Here is a 25,556-nt window from a genome sequence, read left to right as displayed (position 1 = left end):
GACCGGAGTGCCCGGCGGCGGGCAGGGGGGACGAACCGAAGCCCTGGGGTGGGTTACCGTCCGGAAGCCCCGGCGGGATGGTGGTAATGCCCCAGCCCCTTCCTCAGGAGTACACATGACCGTCCGACTTCGGGTGCGCGACATCGATGCTGTCCAACACCTCCGAGTGCCCTACATGATCGATGCCGGCACGAATGGTCTGCTGATGATCCATTCCGGATGGCTCATGTTCGATCTGTCGGCCGAGGACAGCGGCCAGCATGTCGACATCCTCTCGTTCGTCCCCTACGCCGACGACACCATCCAGACGTTCGCCCGCCAGGATGTGGCCGTGCCGATGGTGAGCGCCTCGATGACGAGCCTGCACGTTCGAGATACGGGCGCGATCCTCGCGGTCGACTCCGCCGTCGTCGGCCTGGAACAACGCCAGTTCACGGGCATCCAGGGCAGCCCGTTCGTACTGGTGATGCGCGCGAAAGCCTATGTGCGCGAAGGTGGTGTGGGACGGATGGCCTACCAGGTGACATGGCAGCTGCAACGCGACCGAACCGGGCGTGCCACCGGTCTCGGGCAGCCCATCGATCCGGGGAACACACGACCCTGACGGGTCGACGCGGTGATCCGACGGCCTCGCCCCGAGCGGCCACTTCGCCACTGCGGTATTGGCAGGGACGTGGGGGTTCGTGCCCGCATCTGCCTCACGCGAGACGCGTGCACACTCACGCAGCCATCGTCGGCGCGATCGCCTCCATCTGTTCGAGCACCAGCTTGATCGCGCCTGCCTGCCGGTCCGGCGGGTACTTGTACCGCGTGAGCAACCGCTTGATCTGCGAGCGCAACTTGGCCTTGACGTCCGCCCGCACGCGCCAGTCGGTCCTGACGTCGCGACGCATGACAGCGACGAGTTCCCGGGCGATCTGGGCGAGCACGTCGTCGCCCTGCTCGGTGACGGCGGATTCGTTCTGGGCCACGGCGTCGTAGAAGGCGAGTTCGTGCCAGTCCAGCGGCGGATCGAAGCGGCGGCCGCGGTCGCCCTCGGCCTGCACCTCCTGCGCGACCTCGACCAGCGCGGCGATCACCTCCGCGGAGGTGAGCTGCGAGTTGGTGTACTTGTTCATCAGTTCCTGCAGACGTTGTGAGAACGCTCGCTGACGTACCAGATTGTGCCGTGCAACCTTTCGCGCTTCCTCGTTGATGAGCTTGCGGAGCGCCTCGATCGCGAGGTTCGGGTTCTTCGCATGTTCGGCCCGTGCCAGGAATTCCGCATTGAGTTCGGTGAGCGACGGTCGCGGAATGCCGGCGGCGTCGTAGATGTCGAGTACCTCGCCGGATTCGACCGAGGCGGCCATGAGCTGACGCAAGGCACGCCGCACGTCCTCCGGAACAGCGAGCCCCCGCGCCTGCCGATCCTCGGCGTCGAACTTCGCCATGTAGACGCGGACTTCCTCGAAGAACTTCGCGTCGGCGGCCAGCCCTCCCAGATCGGGATGAGTGCCGCAGATCGCCCAGGCGCGGGACAGTTGGGAGGAGAATTTCCGGAAGCGGGCCGCCAGGGTCTCGTCCCCTTCCGGCACCCGGTTCTCCGGAAGCTTCGGGTCGCGCAGGTAGTTCACGGTGGCGAGCACGGCTTCGATATAGCCACGCGGTCCGGTGGCGGACCGGAGGCGCGACCGCCAGTCGAAACCGTGCAGCATGTTCACGAGCACCGTGAGCAGGTTCTTGACGGCGTCGACGGACTCCTCGATCGGCCGGCCCAGCGGTTTGGTCTCCTGATCCGTCGCCGTGTACTCGGCCAGCGCCTCGGCGAGGTTGTCGGCGACGGGCGCGTAGGCCACGAGCAGCCCGTCGCGTTTGCCGCGGAAGGTGCGGTTGACCCGGGCGAGGGCCTGCATGAGCAGCGCACCCTTCAACGGCCGGTCGAGATAGAGAGTGTGCAGCGGCGGCGCATCGAAGCCGGTGAGGAGCATGTCCTTGACGATGACGATTTCGAGCTCGTCGTCGATGTCCTTGAGCCGCTTCTTGATCGCGGCGTTCGCCGAGTCGCGGCGCACATGCCTGTCGATCGGCGGCTGATCGGCCGCGGTTTCCGAGTAGACGACTTTGATTCGCCCGCTGGAGATCTCGCCCGAGTGCCAATCCGGGCGCAGTGCGACGATCTCGTCGTAGAGATTGGCGCAGATCTCGCGGGTCGCGCACACGATCAGGGCCTTGCCGGGCGCGGTGGGGTTGTCGTCGGACCCGACGAATTTGGCCATCTGCTCGCGGCGACTCTCCCAGTGTTCGACGAGGTCGGCGGCGAGCTTGTGCAGCCGGGCCGGCGCGCCGTAGACGGCGTTGACGACCGCGACGGACTTCTCGATGCGGTCGCGGTCGGTGTCGTCGAGTCCGACGGTGAGTTCGTCGGCGGACGCGTCGATCTGCTCCTCGGTCACGTCGCCGGCGAACGCGACCTTGACCAGCCGGCTTTCGAAGTGGACCGGGACGGTGGCGCCGTCCTCGACCGCACGGGTGAGGTCGTAGACGTCGATGTAGTCGCCGAACACCGCCCGGGTGTCCCGGTCCTCGAACGAGACGGGCGTGCCGGTGAAGGCGATGAGGGTCGCGTGCGGCAGCGCGTCGCGCAGGTGACGCGCGTAGCCGTCGAGGTTGTCGTAGTGGCTGCGGTGCGCCTCGTCGACGATGACGATGATGTTGCGCCGGGCCGAGAGGAGGGGGTGGCTGTGGCCGGATTCGCGTTCGTCACGGCTGCGCCCGAATTTCTGCAGGGTCGTGAAGTAGATCCCGCCGGTTGTCCGGCCGGACAGTTCAAGAAGGGCATGACGATGTCGGACGACAAGACGCCCGCACCCGCCGGCTGGTACCCCGGTCCGAACGGGGGCCAGCGTTACTGGACGGCACCCGGTGGCTGGACTTCCCTGGTTCCGGCGCCGTCGACGGCAAGAAGCGCCGAATCAGGAAGAAGCCGCTCCTGATCGTGCTGGCAGTCCTGCTGCTCGCCGTGGGGGGGTGGGGCGCTCACCTGGAAGCTCAATCACGACGCCCAGGTTGCGGCACAGGTCGCGGCGGCAGAGGAAGCTGCACAGCGCGAAGCGGAACGCCTGGCCGCCGAGAAGGCGGCGCAGCAGCAGCGCGACAACGCCGAGCGCGCCTCCCGCGCGCGATCCGTCTCTGAGATCGAGTCGAGTGTGGAGCAGATGGCGAGCAAGCACATCGACAACGGAATGTTCGACGGGCCGGTGATCGAGGTGACCTGCTCACCCGTCAACGGCGGGTCCACCGACAACCTCACCGAGACGACGACGGTGTTCGAGTGCTTCGTCGCGACCGAGGACAACGGCGACGGCACGATGAGCGGGTACAAGTACCACGCGACGATGAACTGGACGACGGGCAGTTTCACCTACGGGTTCGGGGCGCCGTAGCGACGACGACAACCGCACGCTTCGGCGTCCTGTCGCGCCTCAGGGCGTTACGCCCGTCCCTCCACACCTGCTCCGGACATCGACAACGAAAGCGACGGTTGTCGATGTCCGGCGTTGTCCAGCCTGCGAGGTGAGCGGAGGAGAACCGAGCTCAGCGCCCCAGCCCCAGCGTGGCGCTCAGTTCGGGGATCCGGGTCGCCAAGGCGGAGTAGACGAGACGGTCGTTCACCTTGTCGTAGTGGTGCGCGATCAGGTTTCGCATCCGTCCGATCGCCACCCAGTCGACGCCGGGGAACTCGGACTTGAACGTCTCCGGCAGCTTCTCGACGACCGTGGCCACCTGGATCAGGATGTGCCGACCGTTGTTCCGCAGCACGCGCCCGTAGGGACTGTCCTCCAGGTAGGCATCCAGACCGAGTCCCACCGTGTAGGCGGCATCCGCCGCGAAGTCGGCAAGGTCCTGTAAACGACGGCGAACACGCTCGTCCGCATTCTCCTCCGACGTCACAGCTTCTCCGATGTCACAGCGCCACGGCTTCCTCCCGGGCCCGGTCCCCCACGCGCCCCCCGGCTCGCCCGTCGACGATCTCGACCCGCACGGTGAGCAGGTCTTCCAATGCTTGCTGCAACCCGAGGAGGTCGACGATGTCGTGGCGATCGCTGAAATCCACGATGAGGTCGATATCCGAGGCGAAGTCGTCGTCGCCGCGCGCCACAGATCCGAACACCCTCGGGTTCGGCAGTCCCGCCTCGGCGAAGAGTTCGCGCACTTCTTCACGTCGGGCTGCCAGAGCCTCGGAGGGGCGAACGGGCAGGGCTGCCGTCAGCGCCGAACGGGCCGGCTCGGACGGCTGCCGTCGTCCGGTCTCGATTGCGGCGATCAGAGGCTGCTTGATGCCGGAGCGCTCGGCGAGCTCCCGCTGCGAGAGACCCAGAATCCCCCGCCTGATGCGAACGAAGTCACCGAAGCCGACGGCCACGACATCACGATAACAGATTTTGTTATCGCTTGAAGCGATGTGGGCCGGACGCGGCCCATGCCCCGCGGGGAGTCACGGGTTCGCTCGGATGTGCAGTTCTCGTGACGACACGCCGGGCAACGTCCACGAGAACTGCGCGCTCGGCACAGTGCCGCTCAACCGAAGTTCACCTGACGACGAGCGTTCGCCAGGCACGTGACGGCGCCCGTCCCGAACGGGCCGAGCCGGTCGAACAGCACCGAGGTACCCACCGCGACGCCGTCGGCGCTGAGGTGGTGGTCGGCTTCGACGCCGACCTCGGTGCCGACGGGCAGCCGCGAGAGGGTCAGGGTGAGGTCGCCGTTGATGAAGCCGACGCCCTCGTCGCTCCAGTTGGCCATGAAACTGGTGCCCTCGCCGACAACCGCGGTCCGCACGAACGGCGACATCTTCTCCCCCACGATCACCGGAATCTGCCGGGACCACATGCGTTTCCGGCTCGCGTTCTGGTGTTCGGCCCGCACCTGCGACCAGCCGTCGGGGTGCGCGTCGCTGCCGAACCAGGTGGGTGCGAATCCCGCCTCCGGGCCGTCGAGTGCTTCGGCGGGCGGCGTCGGGTGCTCGTCACGGGTCCAGACGGTGCCCGGCGGCTGCTCGGATGGGCGCAGGTAGACGACGGTCCCGCGGGCGGTGACGTCGTCGCCCTGGATCAGGTAGGCGTCGGCGACGCGGATGCGGTTGCCGTCTCGCACGCGGGTCGTCTCGAACCGGACGGGCGCGTTCTGCACCGGCCTGAACAGGTCGACGGTGAGCCGGGCGGGGACGAACCCGTCGGGACCGTGGTCCTTGTCGAGTTCCCGGGCGAGTAGGCCGGTCACGCACGGTCCGGCCAGCATCGTCGACGACCAGGGGCTGACGGCGTACTTCGTGGGAAGGTACGTGCCGTCCGATTCGGTGAAGTATCCGCGCATGGAGTCAGGCATGCTCGGATTCTCGCAGCACTCGTTTCCTCAGCGAACGTCCCGGTCAGGTTCCGATGTCCTCGCTCGTCCCGCGATGCCGTAGCCACACCATCGCCGCACCGCAGGCCAGGATGGCGGCGGTCGACGCGCCCACCGACGTCCACGTCCACGCACCCGGACTCCACCCGGCTGCGTCGTCTGTGAGCGGAGTGTAGGCCGTCCACCCGAACTGGGCGACCAGCGGCAACGCCAGCACCGACGGCAGAGCCAGCGAGGTGGCGGTCACGGGCGCCGTCGACGGCAGTGACGCGATGATCGTGTATGCGGCGGCGAACGGCACCACGAGGATCGTCGCCGCGAAGTTCACGTTGTCCCACGGCGGACGATCGAAGATCCCGGAAGCCGCGACGAGCGCGAGCAGCCCCACGCCCACCACGGGCATCGGCCGGCGGCGACCCAGCCACGCGCCGACGGCCACGAGGGCAGGCGCGATCAGCAGCGCCGGCCACGCGGCCGGCGACCACGAGACGGCGCCGCCCACGGCGACGACCATCGCCGTCGTCGCCAGGAGCACCGTCCCCGTCCGTCCCCGCAGCCACAGCGCCGCGACGATGAGCACCGGCACCGCCACCAGACCCCACAGCCACCGACCCTCCCCGAAGTCGTCCAGAGCGAACAGCGCGTGGTGGAACGACCAATACAGCCCCACCCCGAGGATCGGCACACCGATACCGACGGCCACCTCCCGCCCGCGGGCCCGGGACGCGTCGACCGGCGCCGTGTCGTTTCCGGCGGTCAGCGCCACCACCCCCGCCGCGACGGCAGTCACGATCGCCAGCGACAGCCACACGGCATTGACCGGCTGAACGCTCGCTGCGAGATAGGACGCGTACCGCTGAGGCGCCGAGTCCAGCTCCCGGAACTGCGCGAGCGGCTCGGCCGTCAGCAGCCCGGCGACCACCGCTCCGGCCAGCGCAGTGTGCAGCTTCTCGGCGCCCAGCACGACGAGCGCGCCGAGCAGCAGGCCCGCGCCGATCGTCGCCACGTACACGTCGAACCGCCATCCTCCCGGCAGCGCGACGACGGCCACGACCATCGCGCCGACCAGGGCGGTCGCGAGCACGCGCCGGCGAATCGCTGTCGCCACGGCCAGCGCCGCGAGCCCCCCGGCTGCGGCGGCAGCAACGTCGGATGTGAACACCGGGCCGGGCAGCAACCCGTCGGCCAAGGGATAGGTGTCGACGCTCGGGGCGGCCAGCACCAGCCCCGCAGTGAACCCGCCGACGACAAGAAGGACATATCGGAAAATTGACGCCACGCCCTACCATCGCCGGGCGTCCCACCTCGGGCGTGCTCGACGCGCCGGACTCTCTTCGGATTTCGCCACGCGCGCCCCAGAATCCGAACGCGCGTTCGAGTTGACGGCACGCGTCGGCCGTGCCACCATCCCTCCATTGGCCTGAAAACAGGTCGACCCCGGCAGGTGTTGCAGCACCGCACCGGGGTCTGGGCACACGACAGAAAGAGCTGTCATGCACCGTAGGGTGGAGTCTATCCACACGCCCGGCAGGGGCGTGTATCCGCAACCGCGCGCACGTTCCGTTGCGCCGATCTCACACCGCCGCGCCCGGTCGACGTCCTGACGCACGAGCCCCTCGGCTTCGAGGGGCTCGTCGTGCATCGCTGTTCCCGGTGTGCGCAACGGTAACCGAGACACACCGGTCCACGTCGCTACTCTCCCGTGGTCCGACGTCAGCGCACGGACGCTGCGAGCGCGACTTCGTCGTGCTCGAAACCGACTGGGCACCAGTACCTTTGTCCCCGTAGCTGGTGGCGGGGCACCTGATCGCGCGGGTCGACACGTTCGTTCGGGTCCAGCACAGCCGCACGTCGCCCGCGACGTGGGGCCGAAAGTGCTGGCCGAGACGGTCTATCGGGGTATGGCGACCGGGCAGCGTTGGGGAAGGGGCCGAAGAACACAGGGACCCGCAGGGTCTCCGCTCGGTCGAGGGCAGCCGCCCGCAGGGCGTCCGCTTCCGCAACGTGCCTCATCCTGGGCACATTCGTCATCCGCCGGGAACCCCGCCACCGAGGAAGTCCGTCACCGCCTCCATAACCTCGGCGGTCTGCTCGTCGTGCGGGTTGTGCCCGGCACGGTCGATGATCCGAAGGCGCGCATGGGGAATGCCGGCGGCCAGCTCCAGTTGGCACTGCGGCGGGAACACGAAGTCCTCGCGCCCGGCCACGACGAGCGTGGGGGCGGTGATCTCACCGAGCCGATCCACGACCGTCCAGTCCCTCATCAGGTGCCGGCCCGCGAAGATCAGCGGCTCCGCCCGCGGCCTCGAGCGCCACGCCCCGCTGCTCAGTTCGCGCGCCAGCATGGCGAGGCCGGAGCCGTGGAAGTACGCGTCCCCGATCTGCGAGAAGATCGAAAAGTACTCGCGGGGGGTGAATTCTCCGTTGAACCACCGCCGCGCCAGCTCCGCCTTCTCCCGGCCGTAGCCGCGTGCGATCAGTACCTCGGACGCGTTCTGCCGCTCCCAATGACTGTCGGCGCCCGTGTCGAGCAGCACGAGGTGCGTGACCCGCTCGGGGTAGCGCAGAGCGTACTCGAGCGCGACCTGCCCGCCGAACGAGTGGCCGAGCACCGCCCACCGCTCGAACCCGAGCCGCTCGCGCAGGGCGTCGGCATCCGCAGTGAGGTTCTCCCACGTCATCGTTTCGACGGGTGGCCCGATCGAGCGTCCGTTGCAACGGTGGTCGTAGAACACCAGGGTGAACCGGTCCGCGCACTGCCGGAAGGCCTGCATCGTCCACAGGTCCGCCGACGGTCCGCCGTGCATGACCACCAACGGAGGTCCCTGCCCGACCACATCGACATAGAGGGAGGTGTCCCGGATCGGGACCCGACCGGGCCGGACGCGGTGCAGGCTGCCGCGCCATTTCACCGCTACCGACGAAAGACCACGAGAGTGACGTCGTCGCACCTCGCCTGTTGCCGTGTTCGAACCCGTTGCCCGCGAGCTATTTTCGATGTTGCGCTTGAGGACTGCCAGCATGCGTGCCTGCATGATCCACACGACCGGCGGAAAGATCCCGGAGTAGACGAGGCGCGCGACCCATCGCGGTCGGCCCGCTTGATACCCACTGACGACGAGGCGGGTGCGTCCGCCGGGCAACTCCTTCAGCTGGAAGCCCCACAGTCCTTCCAGATAGGCGGACGGGCGCGGCTGACCGGGGTCGAGGGTGCCGCCCCGCAGATCGATCAGCCCGTACAGCCCGAGGAACCGGTTCGGCTCGACCCGCGCGACCTTGTACGCGTCCAGAGGTCCCGCCCCGGGCGCCCAGTACTTCAGTTGGTCGCCGGGCCGGATGTCCTGCCATTCCGGGTGCACTTCCCGCGCGCTCGGACGACCGGCGTTGTCCAGGTGATCCCAGGAGTACCAGCCGCCGCGGTCCCAGCCCATCTGCACCAGCCACGGCCACACCTGTTCCGGCGGCGCGTCGATGGTGACGGCCATCGCGCCCGATCTCTCCCCGTCGGGCACCAGATCGGCGCCGGGGAACGGCCCGCTGACCTCCTCATCGGTGGCGCCCCACCGCACGAGCCGCGGGCGCACGAAGCGTCCGTAGACCACGGCTGCCGCCGCGCCTGCTACCGCCACCTTCGGTGCGACTGCCATGTGTCCAGCGTGCGCCGGTTTCCCCGTGCTTCACAAGGGACAAGCGGCCCTCGTCATCGCAGCTCAGCCGCCGGTAACACGGCTGCCGCTTCGCAGGCCCGAATCCCTGGTTCGAGAGTCTCGCCGAGGCCTCTCACCGGCCGTAGTGATAGCGGCACGCAGCGATGCGGACCTCTGTGTCGGTGATCTTGTAGACCAGGCGATGTTCATCCGTAATGCGCCGGGACCAATAGCCTGCGAAATCATGTTTCAACGGCTCAGGCTTGCCGATTCCTTCGTTACCGTTGCGCAGGATGTCCTGTACCAATGCGTTGATGCGTCTCAATACCTTCCGATCCTGGGTCTGCCACCACAGGTAGTCCTCCCAGGCATTGACGTCCCACACCAGCCGCACGGTCAGTCGTCACCCTCGATCAGTTCGTGCACTTGCCCCTCGCCTGCCTCGAGCCGTTCCATCGCGTCGAGCAGACGTCGAGCGTTCGCCGGTGAACGCATCAGGTAAGCCGTTTCCCGCAGCGACTCGAAGTCCGCCAGGGAGACGATCACAACGGGCTCGTGGCCCGAGCGGGTAATGACGATCTCCTCTCGGTCGTTGACGACAGAGTCCAAGACCTCGGCGTACCGGGCGCGCGATTCGCTGTAGCTCATAGTTCGCATGACGACCTCCATCCTTGTACAGAAAATTGTACCTCTAGCCGCGGCGGCTGGCCCGTTCCCCTCGATCCCCCTGATCGATATCGGTTGCGGACCATTGGGGGCTTGCTCGCGCTGCCGCCGCCGACTCGATCGGCCAGTACGTCGACTGACGGCTCACCCCTACGTCCGCCGCGGTCTGAAGCGAGCCCACCTCTCCGAGCGAAATCGGCCGAACCGGCAGATGGTCGACGACTCCGGCCGAAAGGGAGCCCTAGGATCGAGGATGGAAGCCTGGAGATGCGTCCCGAGGACGCACAGCTCACGAAAGAGATAGCCATGGCCGACGAACAGTCCTTCTGGCAGTCCCATCGCACTCTTGCCGGTGTGGCCCGCGACGCCGAACGCTTCGCGGTGCACCTGCCCCTGGTGGGCCGGCTCGGCATTCCCCGGCCCGAACAACTCGCCTATTTCGCCGGCCTCGGCCTGCTCGTGGCGTTGGATCTGATCGAGTGGCCCGTGGCGGTGGCGATCGGTGTGGGCCAGGTCCTGGTCACCGAGCATGCCAAGTCCGCCGCCGAAGGTCCTGGCTCGCCGGCCCAGGCAGCGGCGACGGACGGCAGCCCGGGCACCGCGGTCGTCCCTGCGACTTGACGTCCTCCCCGCCGTGAACGGCGGGGATTCCGGTCTGCGCCGCTCATGCGGTGCTCCCGGCGGGTTCTCGCTTCACGGCCGGGTGCGGGACCGGGGTCCCGGCTGACACCGGCTCCACGAGCGTTGGGCTGTCCGCGCGTCCCGCGGCCAGGATGTTCTTCGCGGCGTTCACATCTCGGTCGTGGACCGCGCCGCACGGGCAGGTCCACGACCGGACGTGCAGGGGCTTGGCCTCCCCGATGGCCCCGCACACCGAGCACGCCCGCGTGGAGGGGAACCACCGGTCGACCCGGGCGAAGGTGCGCCCGTGCCGCCGTGCCTTGTACTCGATCATCGCCGTGAACGTCGACCACCCGGCATCGTGCACCGAGCGGGCGAGCCTCGTCCGGGCCAGCCCGGACACGGCGAGGTCCTCCACGTACACCGCTTGGTTCTCGCGGACGATCGTGGAGGAGAGCTTGTGGAGCCAGTCCCGGCGGGTGTTCCCGACCCGGGCGTGGCAGCGCGCCACCTTTCGGCGCGCACGCTCCCGGCGGGCCGAGCCCTTCTGCCGCCGGGCGAGTTCTTTCTGCGCGGTCCGCAGCTTGGCCTGCGCCTTGCGGGCGATGCGGGGGGCGTCGACCTTCGTGCCGTCCGACAGTACCGCGAAGTGTGTCAGCCCCAGGTCGATCCCCACCTCGTGCGGCACGAGGGGCAACGGCTGGTCGGGGACGTCGACGACGAACGAGGCGTGGTACCGCCCGGCCGCGTCCATCGTCACCGTCACGCTCGACGGCGCCGAGGGCAGGTCGCGCGACCAGCGCACCGGGACGTCCCCGACCCCCGGCAGCCGCAGCCGCCCGTTCGGGAGCACCCGGAACCGGGCGGCCCTGGTGAACCGGATCGACTGGGCCCGGTCCGCCCGTGACCGGAACCGGGGCGCGCCGAGCTTGCGACCCTTCCGGGTGCCGTCGAGGGAGGCGAAGAAGTTCCGGTAGGCGGCGCAGGCGTCGGCGAGGGCCTGTTGCAGGACGACGGCGGACACCTCGGCCGGCCATGCCCGTTCCGGGGTCCGTTTCGCCGCGGTCAGCGCCTTCGACAGCGCCGCGTCGGTCGGGAACGGCGCCCCCGCCTCGTGTGCCGCCCGCCGAGCGGCGATGGCGTCGTTGAACACCACCCGGGCGCAGCCGAACACTCGCGCCGACACCCGGCGTTGGGCCGGGGTCGGGTCGAGCCGGTAGGCGTACCGGAGCTGCACACAGACCACGGTACCGTATTGGTTTATGGGCGATGACGACAACATCCGCACTGGCAGACACTGCACGTTCCTCTTGCATGTGCACTTGGTTTTCGTCACGAAGTACCGGCACCAGGTGTTCGGTGACCGGCACCTGAACCGCATGGAAGAGATCATGCGCGCGGTGTGCACGGACTTCGAGGCCGAGCTGGTCGAGTTCCACGGCGAGGCCGACCACGTACACCTGCTGGTCCACTACCCGCCCAAGGTCGCCGTCTCGAAGCTGGTCAACAGCCTGAAAGGCGTCTCCTCCCGTCGTCTGCGCCAGGAGTTCCCCGAGCTGGTCCGGCACTACTGGCGCGCGCAACGACTGTGGTCCGGGTCCTACTTCGCCGGGTCCGTCGGCGGTGCGCCGCTGAGTATCGTGCGCCAGTACATCGAGCAGCAGAACCGTCCCGTCCAGGGCACGGCTCGGCCCTGGCGGGCCTTCCCGCGCGGGCCTTCACCACCGCCGTGAACGGCGGCGCACTGGCCCACATCCCGGTAGCCGAGCGCACCGGACGCCGTCCCCGCGGCGGTGCACTCAGGACGGCGGTGCACTCAGGACGGCGATCACCGCTTCCGTGCCGGTGCCTTCTTTGCCGGTCGCTCCCCCGTCGTCGACTTCCCGGCCGACGGCTTCGCCGCTGCCGCGGTCGGGGCCGCGCCGGGGCTCGTCGGGGTGGCGTCCGAGGCCGGCGCCGGCGCACGCTCGGTCGTGGAAGGGCCGGGTGTCGGGGTGGGGCGGGGTGTGAGCAGCCGGATGGCCAGGGCCGTGGCGCCGAGTCCGGCCAGCACGGGCGCGGCGGCAATACCGGTTGCCAGTCCGGTAGCGCCCAGCACGACGATCGTTGCCGCTGCCGTCGTCGTCGACTCGGCTCCACTGCCGAGACCGGAGCGAGCTCCTTCGGCGGCGCCGCGCACGCTGCCTGTCAGTGCGCCCAGGGCGGCGCCGCCGACGGCACCGGCGGCGCGGGTGGTGGCGTCGGCGGTGCCGACGACTACCTGCGTGGTCTTGTCGAGGACATTCATCACTGCTACCTCCCGATCCGAGCGAAATGCGTCGCGGGTTGCCCCCGACCGCAGTGTCGCGCGACCGCAGCGGCCCGGGCTCGGAATCGGCAGGTTCGAATGCCACTTGCGGAGACGCGCTCCCGGATCTCCGGTCGACACGGCCGATGCTCGCCCGAAGACCTGGTGACGAAAACGATACGGCGTCCGCCACTGCGGTGTCACACCCCGACGATCGGCGCCGATCTCGGAATGCCGTCGAGACTGTCGGCGCCCAGAACCGTCGCCGGTCCCCGCGCGGGCCGGGCACCTCCGTCCGGCAGGATGAGCACATGATGTCGCTTCTCGCCGCGCCCGTCGGAGCCGCCCGCCTCGTCCTGGACCGGACCGTGGAGGTCGCCGAGTTCGCGGTGTCCGTCCCCGGCCGCGTCGTCAACCTGCTCGAGACGACCGAGGCCCTGGTGGGGCGTATCGACGGCGTCGTCACCGAGGCCCGCGAGATCGTCGCGCGGATCGACGACGTGGTCACCGACGCCCGCGCGACCGTCGGGAGGGTCGGCGAGGTCGTCGACAGCAGTTCGGCGGTGGTCGGCGAGGCGGCGACCGTCGCGCACCGCGCGCAGGACGTGGTGGCGTCGGCCGGCCGCACGTCCGACTCGGCGGGCGAACTGCTCGACACGTATGCCCCGATGGCGACGCGGGCCGCGCCGCTCGCCGGCCAGTTCATCGACGAGCTCAGCGCCGAGGAGGTGCACGCGGCGGTCGTGCTGCTCGATCAGCTGCCCGAGCTCGCGGACCGGATGACGGCTCTGATGCCGATCCTCGGCACGCTCGAGACCGTCGCCCCGGAGATCCACGAGCTGCTCGGGGTGGCGAAGGACGTGCGGCAGGCGATCGTCGGCGTGCCGGGGTTCAATTTCCTGCGCCGTCGCGGCGAGGACAAGGAGAACGACGACGACGACTGAACCCGGATCCACCGCTCATCGGCTGGTCCCGCGCTCCACTCAGTGGAGGAGTGGTCATCCTGACCGAGTGTCACCGGACCTGACAGCTACCCGGTCTCGGCCGCCGGTCGTGACTTTTCTGCGCCAGCCGCACGGAATCGGCAGCGAACCGCACAGTGTCGGGATCACAGCGTGTGACAAGCGCCGACTGTTGACGTGCCAATGCAAGGATTCACATCACCGGCAAATCCGGCGGATCGCCGTACTCGCGGATTCACCTGGTACCACACAACTGCGTTCAGCGTCTCACAGATGTACCGATTCCCTTGCAGCCTCGAGCATTTCGCCGACATCGACGAACTTTACGCGCGGGCGTCCTTCGTCTCGTCCGCGTGCCCGTTCCGCCGCGTCGATGGCAAGCCACTGCTTCCTGTCGACACGGTCAGGCCGACGTTCACGGATGAACTCGGCGAGTGCCTCTCGGCTGCTTTCGAGCGACGGGTGCATCAAGCGTCCCGTAGTGAAGTCGTCGATCACGGCCTTCACGGTATCGTTCGCACACTGCTTGTTCGTGCCGATCACACCGGACGCCCCTCGCTTGACCCAGCCTGTGGTGTAGACCCCACGAACGGGTGACGCAGTATCCGGATCCACGACCCGACCGTCCACGTTGGGGATCACACCCGATCTGTCGTCGAAGGGCACATCGGGCACAGACCTACCCAGGAAGCCGATCGATCGCAAGACCAACCCGGCTTCGAGCACTTCGCGGCTCTCGGACGCCCTGGCTTCCAGATCGCCCCGCTCGTTCCGGACCAGTTCGTTCCGGACGACCTCCACGCCTTCGACTCGATCCTTCCCAAGGACGCGGATCGGCGCCGTCAGATACCGAAGGACGATGCGCTTGTGTGCGGGGTTCGGGACGATGCCTGCGTACTCTCGCGCGACCCGGGTCTTGAGACCCGTCGCGAAGGGCAACTCCGCATCCACCTCGTCTCCGAGATCGAGTTCGGCCGGATCGACTACGACATCCACACCGGATAATCGCCCGAGCGCCAACAACTCGGGAGTCGTATAGGCAGCCTGCGCCGCTCCCCTTCGTCCCAGCACGACGACTTCTCGAATCCGACTTTCCCGAAGGGCTTCGAGTGCATGTTCTGCCATGTCGGTCCGTACGAGATCATCGGGATCGGTAACCAGGATGCGGGCGACATCGAGCGCGACATTTCCGTTTCCGACGATCACCGCCCGCTCACCGCTCAAGTCGAATCTTCGGTGCGCGTAGTCCGGATGACCGTTGTACCAGGCTACGAACTCTGTGGCTGCTTCATTACCGGATAGATCTGCGCCAGGAATGTCGAGTTTGCGGTCTTCGAGTGCGCCGACGGCATAAATGACGGCGTGATGGTATTCGAGCAACTCGTCGTGCGTGAGATGCCGACCGACCTCGACGTTGAGATGGAAACGGAAGCCCGGCTTCCCCGAAATTCTGTGGAAGACGTCGGTAACGGCCTTAGTGGCAAGATGGTCAGGGGCGACACCGGCCCGGACAAGTCCCCACGGCGTAGGTAGACGCTCGAACATCTCGATCTCGACGCTGCCGGTGGGCATTCGTCCCATCAGTTCTGCCGCTGCATAAATTCCGGCCGGCCCCGATCCGACCACCGCAACCCGCAACGGTGCGTTCGGCTTCGACACCTTGATCGGTACCGGCCTCTCGTAAGGTGCACCGGAGGAGTCGAGGGGATACCGTTCGAAGTACTCCGCATTGATGTCGCGGTACCGCACCTGGTCGTCGGGAAGTTCGTCCTCGTGGTGGATCGCTTCGACCGGGCACGCTTCCATGCACGCGCCGCAATCGATGCACGACTTCGGATCGATGTACAGCATCTCCGTGGAACGGAACTGCGGATCGTCCGGCGTCGGCCGAATGCAGTCGACAGGACACACCTGGACACAGGCAGCATCGTTACAGCAGGGCTGGGTCACGACGAAGGACAAGAGGACTCCTCGAAACGGAAGCGACCGGAGCGAACGGGTCGGGTCGCAGGACTCAATGCGAATACACGGCCAGGTCGAACACGGACAGGAAAGCAAGTTCGTGATCGGTTGCGAAGTGGACGCTCTCCTTCTCGGTCGCCATTCTCGTCGCGTCCACCGGAGACACCAGTTCGCACATGGCAGCCATCGGGCGCATGCCGGCGGTGCGCATCAACTGCACCACCTTTTCGGCTGTTCCCGTACCGGTGTTCCGGGCGATGACGGGGGCCACATGTCCCGGTCTGGACAGTGCCGACCGATCCGTACGTGGGTCCGCGATGGTTCTGATCGTGTGGGCCCGGTCGGCTGCGGAGATACCGGTACCTACACCTTCCACTGCATCCACGGTCACGGCAGGTATCGAGCTCGCCGATCCGTCGAAGGGCCACATGCGCGGCAGATGAAGCCGTTCGCAATCTTCTTCGGGTACGGCAATATTCACATATCCGGAGGTGTGGCGGATCATGAATGCCATAGACTCGGTGGTCGCACACTCGGCTGCGACGACGAGAGTCGACTCTCCACACGTGGGATCTACCAGGACCGTCATCCTGCCGGCGGAGATGTCGGCTGCCGCACGACGAACCCGGGCACCGGCGGGACACCGCGGATCCAGACGGGATGCCCGACGGAATTCAGCGATCGACATGACCACTCCTCGCCGGATCCGCGGACGCTGTTCGCTTCCGCCCGGAAGCGAACTTCGATACCGCATCCCGGAATTCGTCCTTCGTCGTCAATCGGATCTGGCCGTCCCGCTCACGTGAGAACGCGTTGTCAAGCTCGCCGAGACACGCGCCGTTGACGGCGAGCTTCGTCTCCGTGACCGCTTCGCACGAGATTCCGCTCAGTCGTGATGTCAACCTATCGAGTTCCGCTTCGAACGCGTCCGGTTCGTACACCGCCGCGATCAGGCCGGTGCGCAGGGCCTCGGACGCGCTCACGCGCTCCGCGAGCAACGACATCCGCATCGAGACGGCACGACCCGCAGACGCAGCGACCAGAGCCGTGGCACCCCCGTCGGGCATGAGACCGATCGCGGTGAACGGCATCGAGAAGTAGGTGTCGGAGCGGACGACGGTCAGATCCGCCGCCAGCGCGATCGAGACACCCACACCGATTGCCGGTCCACGTACCGCCGCGACAATCGTGCGCGGCGCGCGGGTGATCGCAGCGATGCAACGGGCAGCGGCGTCGGAGGTGTCGGCGGTGTTCTGGATCGAGAGGGGATCGTCGACGTCGAGATCGCCACCTGCACAGAAGGCCCGGCCGGTGCCCGACAGCACGATCACCCGCACCGCGGGATCCTCGCCGGCGGCGTCGATCGCATCGGCCAGCCGGTACAGTGTATCCTTGTCGACGGCGTTCATCCGCTCGGGCCGGTCGATCAGGATGTGGCGAACCGAACCGTTGTCGGTGATGCTGACGGTCATGGCAGAACCTTCCTGGCGAAATCGGCGATCTCGGCGACGCCGTCACGTGCTCGTGGAAGAAAATCGGTGAACAGCGTCCATGCGTGGCAGGTGTCCGCGTAGACGGACAGTGTGCTGTCACCACCGGCGGCGTGCACGCGCTGATGGATCCGCACCGCATCGTCGAGCAGGATCTCACTGTCGCTGGCCAGCAGCAGGATCGGTGGCAGTGCGGACAGATCGGCGAACACCGGTGAGGCGAGGGGATGGTCCCGGTCGTGCCCGCGGAGATAGGTGGCGGCAAGCATGCCGAGAGAACGCTCGGTGATGACCGGATCGGTGTCGCGGTTGGTGGCGACGCTGCCTCCCGACGCGGTGAAATCCGCCAACGGCGACACGGCCACCGCAGCTGCGGGAAGCACCGCTCCTCGGTCACGGGCATGCACCAGCGACGCCACCGTCAGCCCACCGCCTGCCGAATCACCACCGACGACAGTGTGTTCCGGTCCGTACTCGGAGACGAGCGCATCGACTACTGCAGCGGCATCGTCGAGCGCTGCCGGAAACGGATGTTCCGGGGCAAGTCGATAATCGGGGAGGACGACCGCCGATCCGAGAGCGCGCGACAGGGCCGCGGCGGCATGCCGGTATCCGTGCGGACTGCCCATGACGTATCCCCCGCCGTGGAACCAGACGAGAACGTTGTCGTCGATATCCGATCCGGCCGTCACGCGAAGCGACTCGACTCCCCCGACGATGATCTCTTCGACGGAGATGTCCTCGGCGAGTTCGGATTCGAGCATCATGGTGTCGAGATTGCGCCGGAGCTCGTCGAGCGACAACCGACCGTTCCCGAACACGGCGGCAAAAGACTCCCGCGCCCTCTGCAGAGCGGAGTCGGAATCCGCTGCACTCTCGACCCGTTCCGCATGTGTCATCGTTGCGCCCCGCCGATCGTCGTAACAGTCTCGGGAAGCGCTGCGTGGGTCCCGAATACCCGTGCGTGGTAGGTCAGGGGTGGAATCTCCGCGCTCACGACCTGCACCACCCGGCCGAATACGACGGTGTGGTCGGCGGCATCGACGGTGTCCATCACCTCCGCTGCGACCCAGTGCGGGACATCGGCCAGGCGCGGCACTCCCCGGTCGACGCTCCAGGACACCCCGTCGAATTTGTCGGTGCCCTTGCGGGCGAACTGCGCGGCAAGCGCGGACTGGGCACTGCCCAGGACGTTCATTCCGAAGGTGCCCGTGCGGAGAACGAGGGCCAACAGGTCCGAACCGTGATCGAGGGAGACGAGGACCGACGGCGGCGACATCGACAACGAGGCGAACGCACTGACCGTCGTGCCGTGGGGACGTTCACCGTCCATCGCCGTCACCACCGCGACGGGCGTGCACACCGCAGCCATAGCGTCGCGAAATCGCATCGCCAGGTCGTCGAGTTGTCGTTCGGCCATGTCGGGTGCCTTTCGTGTGCGCTGGTCGGGGTGGGAGGAGGCAGAGATGTTCGCCCCCGACCCGATCTTTGGAACGCGGGTGCCGCGCCGTCAGCACGGCACCCGCGGGTCTGGTGCCGGACCGTCAGAGTCCGAGGTTCTTCTTGATGAACGCTCCGGCTTCGTCTGCGGCCTGGATACCCTCGGGAAGAATCGAGGAGAACAACGGCCACACGTGGACCATGTCGTCGTAGGTGGACACGCTCGCCGAGCCACCGCGTTCGACGATCCCTGCCGCGGCCCGACGCGAATCGTCCAGAAGGACCTCGCGGGAACCTACCAGGAACAGTGCGGGCGGGATGTCGTGCAATTCGGCGAACACCGGTGATGCCAGCGGGTCTTTCGGATCGTGGCCCTGCAGATATGCCTCGCCGACGTTTCCGATGGACCCACGCGAGACCGCGACGTCCTGGCCGTCGAACTCGTCGACGCTGCTGCCGCTCGCCGTGAGATCGAGCAGAGCCGAGATGAACACGGCTGCTACAGGGAGCTTTTCACCCTTGTCGCGAACCGCGGTCAGAGCCGCGAGCGCGAGCCCACCGCCGGCGGAGTCCCCACCGGCAGCGACGTTGCCGGCACCGTACTGCGCGACCAGTGCCGACACGACGGCGACACCGTCGTCGAGCGCGGCCGGGAACGGATTCTCCGGCGCACGCCGGTAGTCGGGCAGAACGACGGTCACGCCGGATGCCCGTGACAGGTTGTGGCCGAGCTCCTGGAAACCACGCGCGCTGCCCATGATGTAACCGCCCCCGTGGAACCACACGAGGACCTTGTCCTGCGTCGCACCTTCCGCGGTGACGAACAGGACGGGAACGCCGCCGACCTCACCTTCGACCGGTTCGATCCCCTCGGGCAGGGGGAACTGCAGGAACAGCCGGTCGTAGGCCTCACGTAGATCGTCGACGGTCGCCGTCGCGGGGTCGGGGAAGCCTTCCACCCACATCTTCTCGGCACGTACGAGCGCTTCGCTCCTGGCCATGGATCCTCCGAAAGATCGAGTTCGATTCCCGACACCGCATCAAGTCGGGTTGTGAGCGATGTTACATAGTTACCATTAACTATGGAAGTCATTTCCCTGGACTTTTTTGCGATGGGAGCACATCTAGCCATAACGAGTGTTCACGGTGTTAAATTTCGAGGAGTAGATGCCACAGTCCGCACCGACACCGGTTCGCGGCCTGCGCACCCCTTCCGACGCACAACCGGCATCGGCGCCTTTCCCGTCCGGCGCAGCCGTACCCCGGCACCCCACCCAGACGTCCCCCTCTCGATCGGAGGTCCCCGACCATGACCCTCATCTCGGACGACGAATCTTCCCGCGCAGAGCATCTCGATGCTCGCGCGACGTCGTCGTTGGAACGTGTACTCAATCCTTCGACGATCGCGATCGTCGGGTTGAGCGACAAGTCCCCCGTCGCCCCGTTCATACGCCCGACGCTCGACAGTGTCTCGCGGGTCTTCTTCGTCCATCCGACCGTACCCAGCGTTCTCGGAGTGCCCACCCATCGCTCCGTCTCGGACATCGGTGAACCGATCGACGCCGTGTTGTCGGTGATGTCCGCCGAGCGCACCGTCGCTCTGGCCGAGGAATGCGCCGAACTCGACTGCGGAGGACTCGTCATCTACGCGGCCGGTTTCGCAGAGGTCGGGCAGGAGGGGGAGTCCCTGCAGCGCAGGCTCGTCGCCGCCGCGGATCGGGGCGGGATGGCCCTCGTCGGCCCGAACAGTCTGGGTTACATCAGCGTTCCCCGAAGTCTCAACCTGACGGCTTCGGCCGACTATCACCCGCCCGCGGGTGGCATATCGATCGTCTCCCACAGCGGAGCCATGATCGGAGGTGTCGCGGTCACCGCGGGTCGCCGCACCGGCATCGGTATCTCACGCCTCATCTCTGCGGGGAACGAGGCGACCACCGACATCGCCGACTACGTCGATTTCCTGGCCTCCGACCCGGAGACCGCCGCCGTCGGTCTCATCGTGGAGGGCATCCGCCGACCCGAAGCGTTCTTCCGCGCGGCCCGGCGCTGCATCGCCGCCGGCAAGCCGATCGTGGCCCTCAAACTCGCGCGCAGCAGCCGTACCCAGCAGATGGCTGCCTCGCACACCGGAGCACTCGCCGGCAACGCGTGGGCCTACGACGTGGCGTTCCGCCGGGCGGGCATCCAGCTCGCACACGACCTCGAGGAGCTCGTCGACCGCCTCTCGATCGTCGGACAACTCGACCCCGGCAAGTGGAACACCGTCGAACGCGTGGGGGTCGTGGCGGGAACAGGAGGTTTCGCCTCTCTGGCATACGATCTCGCCGAGGCCGAAGGCCTCTCGCTGCCTCCCCTCGACGACCTCGCGGAGTGGGTGCGTACCACCATCCCCGGTATCACCGTCCCCAATCCCCTCGACACCACCGGCTTCGGTGCGACCTTCTGGACGGACATCGTCGAACGCTACGTCGGCTCGCCCGAACTGGACGCCGTCGTGTTCGTGAACATGTGGGGCGAGACCGACGATTCCCCCGTCTACCGTCGCCTCATCGACGACGTCGCGCAGGCCGCGCGACGGTTCGGAAAGCCTGTCGCCATTGCGGCCGGCGCCGGTCCGGTCGGCTCGTTCGCCAGGGAAGTGATCGGTGACGACGGAAGTGTCGCCCTCGGGTACGGCCTTCGAGGCACGCTCCGTGGTCTCCGCACGATGGGCACCTTCGTGCGCGATCGTGCCACCCATCGTCCGCTCGCCGAGCCCGTCGCACCGATCGCTCCTCCGTCCGTCCCCACCATCGACACCGGCGATGGACGGCGGTTCCTTCCGTTCTCGCAGGCCATGGAGCTACTGGACCGTTTCGGTATCCCGACAGCCCCGTACTGCACCGTCGACTCCGGCGGGCACGCTACTCCGGACTTCGCCGGCCCCTATGCGGTGAAGCTCGCCGACGTCCCACACCGCACCGAGCTCGGCGCCGTGGCCCTGAACATCGACACCGCGGACCTCGCGGACACGGTGAACCGTATGCGCGAGCTCGCGCACCGGCACCAGGTCCCCGACGTCGTCGCGATCCAGCCCATGACCGCCGCCAGGGGCGAGCTGCTGATAGGGATCGAAGGTCGCAGCGAACTCGGCCCCATGGTGGTCCTGGGCATCGGCGGCATCCTGGTCGAGATCCTCGAGCGAGTCGGTGGACGTCCCGCACCGCTGACCCGGACCGATGCGGAAGAGCTGATCGAGGAGTTCCGCGATCTGAAATTGATGCACGGCTACCGTGGATCGGCGCCGTGGAACCTGGAGCGGCTCACCGAGCTGCTCGTCGGTTTCGGGAACCTCGCTGCAGCCTGCCACGGCTGGATCGAGTCGCTGGACATCAACCCACTTCTTGTCACCGACGACGGGCTCGTCGCAGTCGATGCGTTGTGCATCGTGCGCGCCGACCTGGAGGAGCGGCAATGAACGGACTCGCAACGATCAGGTGCGGCAACGACATCCGAACCCACACACAGGTCCGCGATCGGGCGTCGCGGCTCGCCGCGGCTCTGTCCGCGCTGGGAGTGGCGCACGGCGACCGCTACGCCATCGTAATGCGCAACGAGATCGGCTTCGTCGAGGCGACACTTGCCGGCGCCGCCATCGGCGCCGTGCCCGTTCCCGCGAACTGGCACGGCAACACCGACGACCTCGGTCACGTGCTCACCGACAGTGGTGCCCGGATCGCGCTGGTACACACCGACCTGTTGCCGAAGGTCGAGTCGGTACTGCCTGTCGGTGCGACGATCGTCGAGGTTCCGGTCCCGGCGGTCCTGGCCGACGCCTACGGCACCGACATCCCGCCGTTGTCGGGGCGGTACCCGAACATCGAGGATCTGATCGCCGCTCACGAACCGCACGCGACCGGGATCACCGATCCTCCGATGAGCGTCATCTACACGTCCGGAACCACAGGACGTCCCAAGGGCATCCTGCGACGACCGACACCGCCCGAGAAGGTCGCGGCCCTGCATGAGGTCGTCGTCGAGGCGTTCGCGTTCGGAACGGCTCGGTCGACGCTCGTCGCGGCTCCGATGTACCACACGGCTCCGAACACCCAGTTCCAGTTCGCGTTCGCTCTGGGGATGAATGTGGAGATCATGCCGCGGTTCGATCCGGAGGGTCTCCTCCGGACGATCGAGGAACGTCGGATCGAACATCTGCAGGTCGTTCCCACCATGTTCGTCCGGTTGCTGAAACTCCCGGAGAAGGTCCGCGCTCGGTACGATCTGTCGTCCCTGATCTCGGTCGTCCATGCCGCCGCGCCGTGCCCGGCCGATGTCAAGCGTGCCGTGATCGATTGGCTCGGTCCCATCGTGCACGAGTACTACGGTGGCTCCGAATCCGGTGCGGCCGTGTGTTGTACGAGCGAGGAGTGGCTCGCTCATCCGGGCACCGTCGGTAGGCCGTTGTCCGACGCCGCAGTACGCATCGTCCTCCCCGACGGTCACGATGCACCCGTCGGGGAGGACGGCGACATCTACCTCCGGCCCTTCTCGGCCTGGCCGGATTTCACCTATCTCGGTGACGACGCCAAGCGTCGCGGGATGGAGATCGACGGTTACGTCACCGTCGGGGACATCGGGCATGTGGATGCCGACGGATATCTGTACCTGAGCGATCGCCGCAACGACATGATCATCTCCGGTGGCGTCAACATCTATCCCGCCGAGATCGAAGCGGCGATCCTCGCCCTCGATGGGGTCGCCGATGCGGCGGTGTTCGGGATCCCCGATCCCGAGTTCGGCGAAGCCGTGGCCGCCCACGTGCAACCGGACCCCGGCGTGATCCTCACCGAGGACGAAGTCCGTCACCACGTCGAACGGCGCCTTGCCCGATTCAAGACACCGAAGGTCGTGATCTTCGAGGAGAGCTTGCCCCGAGAGGACACCGGGAAGTTGTTCAAGCGCCGGCTGAAAGCGCCGTACTGGGAGACACAGATAGCGGAGCCGGCCGTCGGCCCGTCCTGACCCTCCCATCCCGCACGCACGATGATGCGCGCCCGATCGGATCGGGCGCGCATCGCGTGTTCTCGGAGAAAATCTGTCAGAACGCCGCTTCGTCGAGGTCCATGACGGAGGCGTCCACGTCGGACGCGATCCGTGCTTCCGCGACCGTCAGGGGAAGGATGTTGCGGGTGAAGAAGCGGGCCGCAGCGATCTTGCCTTCGTAGAACGCGCGGTCGGCGGCATCGACATCGCCGCCGAGTGTGCGCAGAGCGACCGCGGCGCTGCGCAGCAACAGCCACGCCACCACTAGATCCCCGAGCGCGTACAGCAGCCGGGTCGCGTTGAGGCCGACCTTGTAGATGTTGCGTTCGTCGCCGTCGGGGACGGTCGGATTCGATCGGGCAAGATCGGACGTCATCGTCTCCACGATCGACCGGACACCGTCGGTGGCCTCGAGCAGCAGGTCTCGTTCGGTTGCAAGATCGGTTACGGCGGAGGCGTCGTCGGCAAACAATGCGATCTCACCCAGTAGATGGCCGAATGCCGCACCCCTGTTCCGGGCGATCTTGCGGAAGAACAGGTCCTGCGCCTGGATCGCGGTGGTGCCCTCGTAGACGGTGTCGATCTTGGCGTCGCGCACATACTGCTCGATCGGGTAGTCCTGGAGGTAACCGGATCCGCCGAAGGTCTGGAGGGTTTCGGTGCCCAGGACGGTCCACGAACGTTCGGAGCCGTACCCCTTGACCACCGGGAGAAGCAGATCGTTGACAGCTTCTGCGAGCGTCGTGTCCTCCCCTGCCGCACTGCGCACCGCGATCTCGTCCTGCCAGGTCGCCGTGTACAGCACCAGCGACCGCAGTCCTTCGGCGTACGACTTCTGTGTGAGGAGTGATCGCCGGATGTCGGGGTGGGCGGTAATGGTCACGCGTGGTGCGGATCGGTCGGACGAGCGGGCGAGGTCGGATCCCTGCACACGCACCTTGGCGTACTCGAGAGCATGGAGATAACCGCTGGACAGCGTGGCGATGGCCTTGGACCCCACCATCATCCGGGCGTCCTCGATGACGTCGAACATCTGGTTGATGCCGTCGTGGACCTCCCCGAGGAGCCAGCCTCGTGCCGGCTCGTCCGCCCCCAGGGTCATTTCGCAGGTGGCCGAGACCTTGACGCCCATCTTCTTCTCGACGTTGGTGACGTACACGCCGTTGCGTTCGCCGGTGAGCTCACCGGTCTCGAGATCGAAATGGAACTTGGGGACGAGGAACAAGCTCAGGCCCTTGGTCCCCGGTCCGCCCGCGCCTTCGACACCCAGCGGGCGAGCGAGGACCATATGGATGATGTTGTCGGTCAGGTCGTGTTCGCCGGCGGTGATGAATCGCTTGACACCGGAGATGTTCCAGGTTCCGTCCTCGTTCGGGGTCGCTTTGGTGCGACCGGCGCCGACGTCGGAACCCGCATCGGGTTCGGTGAGCATCATCGTGGCGCCCCAATGCTTTTCGGCAGCCAGCCGGGCGATCCTCTTGTCCCGTTCGGTCCCGTGCTTCCACACCACGCGGGTTGCCGTGGGGAAACCCACGTACGTCCACAGCGTCGGATTCGCCCCCAGCACGAACTCGCCGAGGGCCCAGTTCAGCGAGCTGGGCGCGTTCGTCCCACCGAGTTCGGGAAGTACACGTAGACGCCACCACTCCGCATCCATCCACGTCTTGTAGGTCGCCGCATAGGAGGGGGGCACGGTGACCGTGTGGGTCTGCGGGTCGAAGACGGTCGGGTGGCGGTCGGAATCCTCGAACGACGTGGCGAGTTCCTCGCGGGCGAGGCGGTCGACCTCGCTCAACGCGATCCGCGCCGTCTCGGGGTCGACCTCCTCGAACGGGCCTGTCCCGAGCACGCGGTCTCGGCCGAGCAGCTCGAACAGGTTGAACTCCACGTCGCGGAGATTGCTCTTGTAGTGGCCCATCGTGGGTGCCTCTCACACTCGTCGGCCCACCCGATGGTGGGCCGGTCGGGGGTACACAGCGCACCGAACCCGGAGACCCGTGGTGCGCCGGGTTCGGAGTTCACCGGAGACCGGCCGCACGACACGGGTCGTCCGGGTTCGAGGTGCGAGGTCGATCGG

General features: G+C 67.2%; 23 protein-coding genes and 1 pseudogene. 7 read left to right on the top strand and 17 right to left on the bottom strand.

Features of this window, described 5'->3' with window-relative positions; translation table 11 throughout:
• Positions 1–115: 115 nt before the first annotated feature.
• Entirely contained in the window at positions 116–604 is a 489-nt protein-coding gene (locus tag JYA75_RS07350; RefSeq protein WP_006939926.1) for a hypothetical protein, read from the top strand.
• Between the two features lie 115 nt (positions 605–719).
• Here the strand turns inward: JYA75_RS07350 and JYA75_RS07345 are convergent.
• A pseudogene (locus JYA75_RS07345) lies at positions 720–2,807 on the bottom strand (type I restriction enzyme endonuclease domain-containing protein); the annotation flags it as partial.
• Between the two features lie 387 nt (positions 2,808–3,194).
• Here JYA75_RS07345 and JYA75_RS28730 point away from each other — a divergent pair.
• Positions 3,195–3,422, top strand: coding sequence for a hypothetical protein (locus tag JYA75_RS28730; protein ID WP_239010544.1), 228 nt, complete (start codon positions 3,195–3,197; stop codon positions 3,420–3,422).
• A gap of 151 nt (positions 3,423–3,573) precedes the next feature.
• Here the strand turns inward: JYA75_RS28730 and JYA75_RS07335 are convergent, their stop codons facing one another.
• From JYA75_RS07335 to JYA75_RS07305, 7 genes are all read right to left on the bottom strand, one after another.
• A complete protein-coding gene (locus JYA75_RS07335) occupies positions 3,574–3,930 on the bottom strand; it encodes a HepT-like ribonuclease domain-containing protein (protein ID WP_006939933.1) in 357 nt (118 codons plus the stop codon).
• Between the two features lie 13 nt (positions 3,931–3,943).
• Complete coding sequence (locus JYA75_RS07330; protein WP_006939934.1) at positions 3,944–4,402, bottom strand: XRE family transcriptional regulator; 459 nt, start codon at positions 4,400–4,402, stop codon at positions 3,944–3,946.
• A 155-nt stretch (positions 4,403–4,557) separates the two neighbouring features.
• Positions 4,558–5,364: an acyl-CoA thioesterase domain-containing protein gene (locus tag JYA75_RS07325; RefSeq protein ID WP_185713174.1), complete on the bottom strand. Its 807-nt coding sequence runs from the start codon at positions 5,362–5,364 to the stop codon at positions 4,558–4,560.
• Between the two features lie 43 nt (positions 5,365–5,407).
• Positions 5,408–6,661 (bottom strand): hypothetical protein, encoded by a 1,254-nt coding sequence (locus JYA75_RS07320; RefSeq protein WP_203329834.1) that lies wholly within the window; start codon positions 6,659–6,661, stop codon positions 5,408–5,410.
• A gap of 748 nt (positions 6,662–7,409) precedes the next feature.
• Positions 7,410–9,029: an alpha/beta fold hydrolase gene (locus tag JYA75_RS07315; protein WP_203329833.1), complete on the bottom strand. Its 1,620-nt coding sequence runs from the start codon at positions 9,027–9,029 to the stop codon at positions 7,410–7,412.
• Between the two features lie 133 nt (positions 9,030–9,162).
• Positions 9,163–9,423 (bottom strand): Txe/YoeB family addiction module toxin, encoded by a 261-nt coding sequence (locus tag JYA75_RS07310; RefSeq protein ID WP_054372088.1) that lies wholly within the window; start codon positions 9,421–9,423, stop codon positions 9,163–9,165.
• Between the two features lie 2 nt (positions 9,424–9,425).
• Positions 9,426–9,686: a type II toxin-antitoxin system prevent-host-death family antitoxin gene (locus JYA75_RS07305; RefSeq protein ID WP_003934441.1), complete on the bottom strand. Its 261-nt coding sequence runs from the start codon at positions 9,684–9,686 to the stop codon at positions 9,426–9,428.
• Between the two features lie 315 nt (positions 9,687–10,001).
• On the opposite strand from JYA75_RS07305, the gene JYA75_RS07300 reads away from it, so the two are divergent.
• The gene (locus tag JYA75_RS07300; protein WP_221776141.1) at positions 10,002–10,316 is read left to right on the top strand and encodes a hypothetical protein; all 315 of its coding nucleotides are present in this window, start codon (positions 10,002–10,004) and stop codon (positions 10,314–10,316) included.
• Between the two features lie 43 nt (positions 10,317–10,359).
• Here the strand turns inward: JYA75_RS07300 and JYA75_RS07295 are convergent, their stop codons facing one another.
• Complete coding sequence (locus JYA75_RS07295) at positions 10,360–11,553, bottom strand: RNA-guided endonuclease TnpB family protein (RefSeq protein WP_203329832.1); 1,194 nt, start codon at positions 11,551–11,553, stop codon at positions 10,360–10,362.
• Between the two features lie 25 nt (positions 11,554–11,578).
• Here JYA75_RS07295 and tnpA point away from each other — a divergent pair, with 25 nt between their 5' ends.
• On the top strand, positions 11,579–12,049 hold the full coding sequence (tnpA, locus tag JYA75_RS07290; RefSeq protein ID WP_185713179.1) for an IS200/IS605 family transposase: 471 nt from the start codon (positions 11,579–11,581) through the stop codon (positions 12,047–12,049).
• Positions 12,050–12,144: 95 nt separating this feature from the next.
• Here the strand turns inward: tnpA and JYA75_RS07285 are convergent, their stop codons facing one another.
• The gene (locus JYA75_RS07285; protein WP_185713180.1) at positions 12,145–12,603 is read right to left on the bottom strand and encodes a hypothetical protein; all 459 of its coding nucleotides are present in this window, start codon (positions 12,601–12,603) and stop codon (positions 12,145–12,147) included.
• A 311-nt stretch (positions 12,604–12,914) separates the two neighbouring features.
• Here JYA75_RS07285 and JYA75_RS07280 point away from each other — a divergent pair, with 311 nt between their 5' ends.
• On the top strand, positions 12,915–13,547 hold the full coding sequence (locus JYA75_RS07280) for a ribulose 1,5-bisphosphate carboxylase large subunit (RefSeq protein ID WP_185713181.1): 633 nt from the start codon (positions 12,915–12,917) through the stop codon (positions 13,545–13,547).
• A 285-nt stretch (positions 13,548–13,832) separates the two neighbouring features.
• Here JYA75_RS07280 and JYA75_RS07275 read toward each other — a convergent pair whose 3' ends face one another.
• From JYA75_RS07275 to JYA75_RS07250, 6 genes are all read right to left on the bottom strand, one after another.
• Positions 13,833–15,527, bottom strand: a complete 1,695-nt coding sequence (locus tag JYA75_RS07275; RefSeq protein WP_185713182.1) for an FAD-dependent oxidoreductase — start codon at positions 15,525–15,527, stop codon at positions 13,833–13,835.
• 52 nt (positions 15,528–15,579) lie between these two features.
• Positions 15,580–16,215: a 3,4-dihydroxy-2-butanone-4-phosphate synthase gene (locus tag JYA75_RS07270; RefSeq protein ID WP_203329831.1), complete on the bottom strand. Its 636-nt coding sequence runs from the start codon at positions 16,213–16,215 to the stop codon at positions 15,580–15,582.
• On the bottom strand, positions 16,202–16,999 hold the full coding sequence (locus tag JYA75_RS07265) for an enoyl-CoA hydratase-related protein (RefSeq protein WP_185713184.1): 798 nt from the start codon (positions 16,997–16,999) through the stop codon (positions 16,202–16,204). Before JYA75_RS07265 ends, JYA75_RS07270 begins: the two co-directional genes overlap by 14 nt.
• Complete coding sequence (locus JYA75_RS07260; protein ID WP_239010543.1) at positions 16,996–17,838, bottom strand: alpha/beta hydrolase fold domain-containing protein; 843 nt, start codon at positions 17,836–17,838, stop codon at positions 16,996–16,998. The genes JYA75_RS07265 and JYA75_RS07260 overlap by 4 nt, the downstream gene beginning before the upstream one ends.
• A 74-nt stretch (positions 17,839–17,912) precedes the next feature.
• Positions 17,913–18,437, bottom strand: coding sequence for a flavin reductase family protein (locus tag JYA75_RS07255; protein WP_185713186.1), 525 nt, complete (start codon positions 18,435–18,437; stop codon positions 17,913–17,915).
• 124 nt (positions 18,438–18,561) lie between these two features.
• Positions 18,562–19,458 carry an alpha/beta hydrolase fold domain-containing protein gene (locus JYA75_RS07250; protein ID WP_185713187.1) on the bottom strand — a complete coding sequence of 299 codons (897 nt, stop codon included), beginning with the start codon at positions 19,456–19,458 and terminating at the stop codon, positions 18,562–18,564.
• A 308-nt stretch (positions 19,459–19,766) separates the two neighbouring features.
• Here JYA75_RS07250 and JYA75_RS07245 point away from each other — a divergent pair, with 308 nt between their 5' ends.
• Both JYA75_RS07245 and JYA75_RS07240 read left to right on the top strand, forming a co-directional pair.
• Complete coding sequence (locus JYA75_RS07245) at positions 19,767–21,914, top strand: acetate--CoA ligase family protein (RefSeq protein ID WP_203329830.1); 2,148 nt, start codon at positions 19,767–19,769, stop codon at positions 21,912–21,914.
• Positions 21,911–23,458 carry an AMP-binding protein gene (locus JYA75_RS07240; protein WP_203329829.1) on the top strand — a complete coding sequence of 516 codons (1,548 nt, stop codon included), beginning with the start codon at positions 21,911–21,913 and terminating at the stop codon, positions 23,456–23,458. The genes JYA75_RS07245 and JYA75_RS07240 overlap by 4 nt, the downstream gene beginning before the upstream one ends.
• Positions 23,459–23,534: 76 nt before the next feature.
• Here JYA75_RS07240 and JYA75_RS07235 read toward each other — a convergent pair whose 3' ends face one another.
• Positions 23,535–25,397, bottom strand: coding sequence for an acyl-CoA dehydrogenase (locus JYA75_RS07235; RefSeq protein WP_203329828.1), 1,863 nt, complete (start codon positions 25,395–25,397; stop codon positions 23,535–23,537).
• Positions 25,398–25,556 lie beyond the last annotated feature (159 nt).

Source organism: Rhodococcus sp. PSBB066 (assembly GCF_017068255.1).
Lineage (GTDB): Bacteria > Actinomycetota > Actinomycetes > Mycobacteriales > Mycobacteriaceae > Rhodococcus > Rhodococcus aetherivorans.
The sequence above is the reverse complement of the archived record's forward strand: the minus strand, read 5'-3'. Positions and strand labels throughout refer to the sequence as shown.

Coding starts and splice junctions, on each gene's coding strand:
- JYA75_RS07350 (WP_006939926.1), top strand. CDS start 116: ATGACCGTCCGACTTCGGGTGCGCGACATCGATGCTGTCCAACACCTC.
- JYA75_RS28730 (WP_239010544.1), top strand. CDS start 3,195: ATGGCGAGCAAGCACATCGACAACGGAATGTTCGACGGGCCGGTGATC.
- JYA75_RS07325 (WP_185713174.1), bottom strand. CDS start 5,364: ATGCCTGACTCCATGCGCGGATACTTCACCGAATCGGACGGCACGTAC.
- JYA75_RS07315 (WP_203329833.1), bottom strand. CDS start 9,029: ATGGCAGTCGCACCGAAGGTGGCGGTAGCAGGCGCGGCGGCAGCCGTG.
- JYA75_RS07305 (WP_003934441.1), bottom strand. CDS start 9,686: ATGCGAACTATGAGCTACAGCGAATCGCGCGCCCGGTACGCCGAGGTC.
- JYA75_RS07300 (WP_221776141.1), top strand. CDS start 10,002: ATGGCCGACGAACAGTCCTTCTGGCAGTCCCATCGCACTCTTGCCGGT.
- tnpA (WP_185713179.1), top strand. CDS start 11,579: ATGGGCGATGACGACAACATCCGCACTGGCAGACACTGCACGTTCCTC.
- JYA75_RS07285 (WP_185713180.1), bottom strand. CDS start 12,603: ATGAATGTCCTCGACAAGACCACGCAGGTAGTCGTCGGCACCGCCGAC.
- JYA75_RS07280 (WP_185713181.1), top strand. CDS start 12,915: ATGATGTCGCTTCTCGCCGCGCCCGTCGGAGCCGCCCGCCTCGTCCTG.
- JYA75_RS07270 (WP_203329831.1), bottom strand. CDS start 16,215: ATGTCGATCGCTGAATTCCGTCGGGCATCCCGTCTGGATCCGCGGTGT.
- JYA75_RS07265 (WP_185713184.1), bottom strand. CDS start 16,999: ATGACCGTCAGCATCACCGACAACGGTTCGGTTCGCCACATCCTGATC.
- JYA75_RS07255 (WP_185713186.1), bottom strand. CDS start 18,437: ATGGCCGAACGACAACTCGACGACCTGGCGATGCGATTTCGCGACGCT.
- JYA75_RS07250 (WP_185713187.1), bottom strand. CDS start 19,458: ATGGCCAGGAGCGAAGCGCTCGTACGTGCCGAGAAGATGTGGGTGGAA.
- JYA75_RS07245 (WP_203329830.1), top strand. CDS start 19,767: ATGACCCTCATCTCGGACGACGAATCTTCCCGCGCAGAGCATCTCGAT.
- JYA75_RS07240 (WP_203329829.1), top strand. CDS start 21,911: ATGAACGGACTCGCAACGATCAGGTGCGGCAACGACATCCGAACCCAC.
- JYA75_RS07235 (WP_203329828.1), bottom strand. CDS start 25,397: ATGGGCCACTACAAGAGCAATCTCCGCGACGTGGAGTTCAACCTGTTC.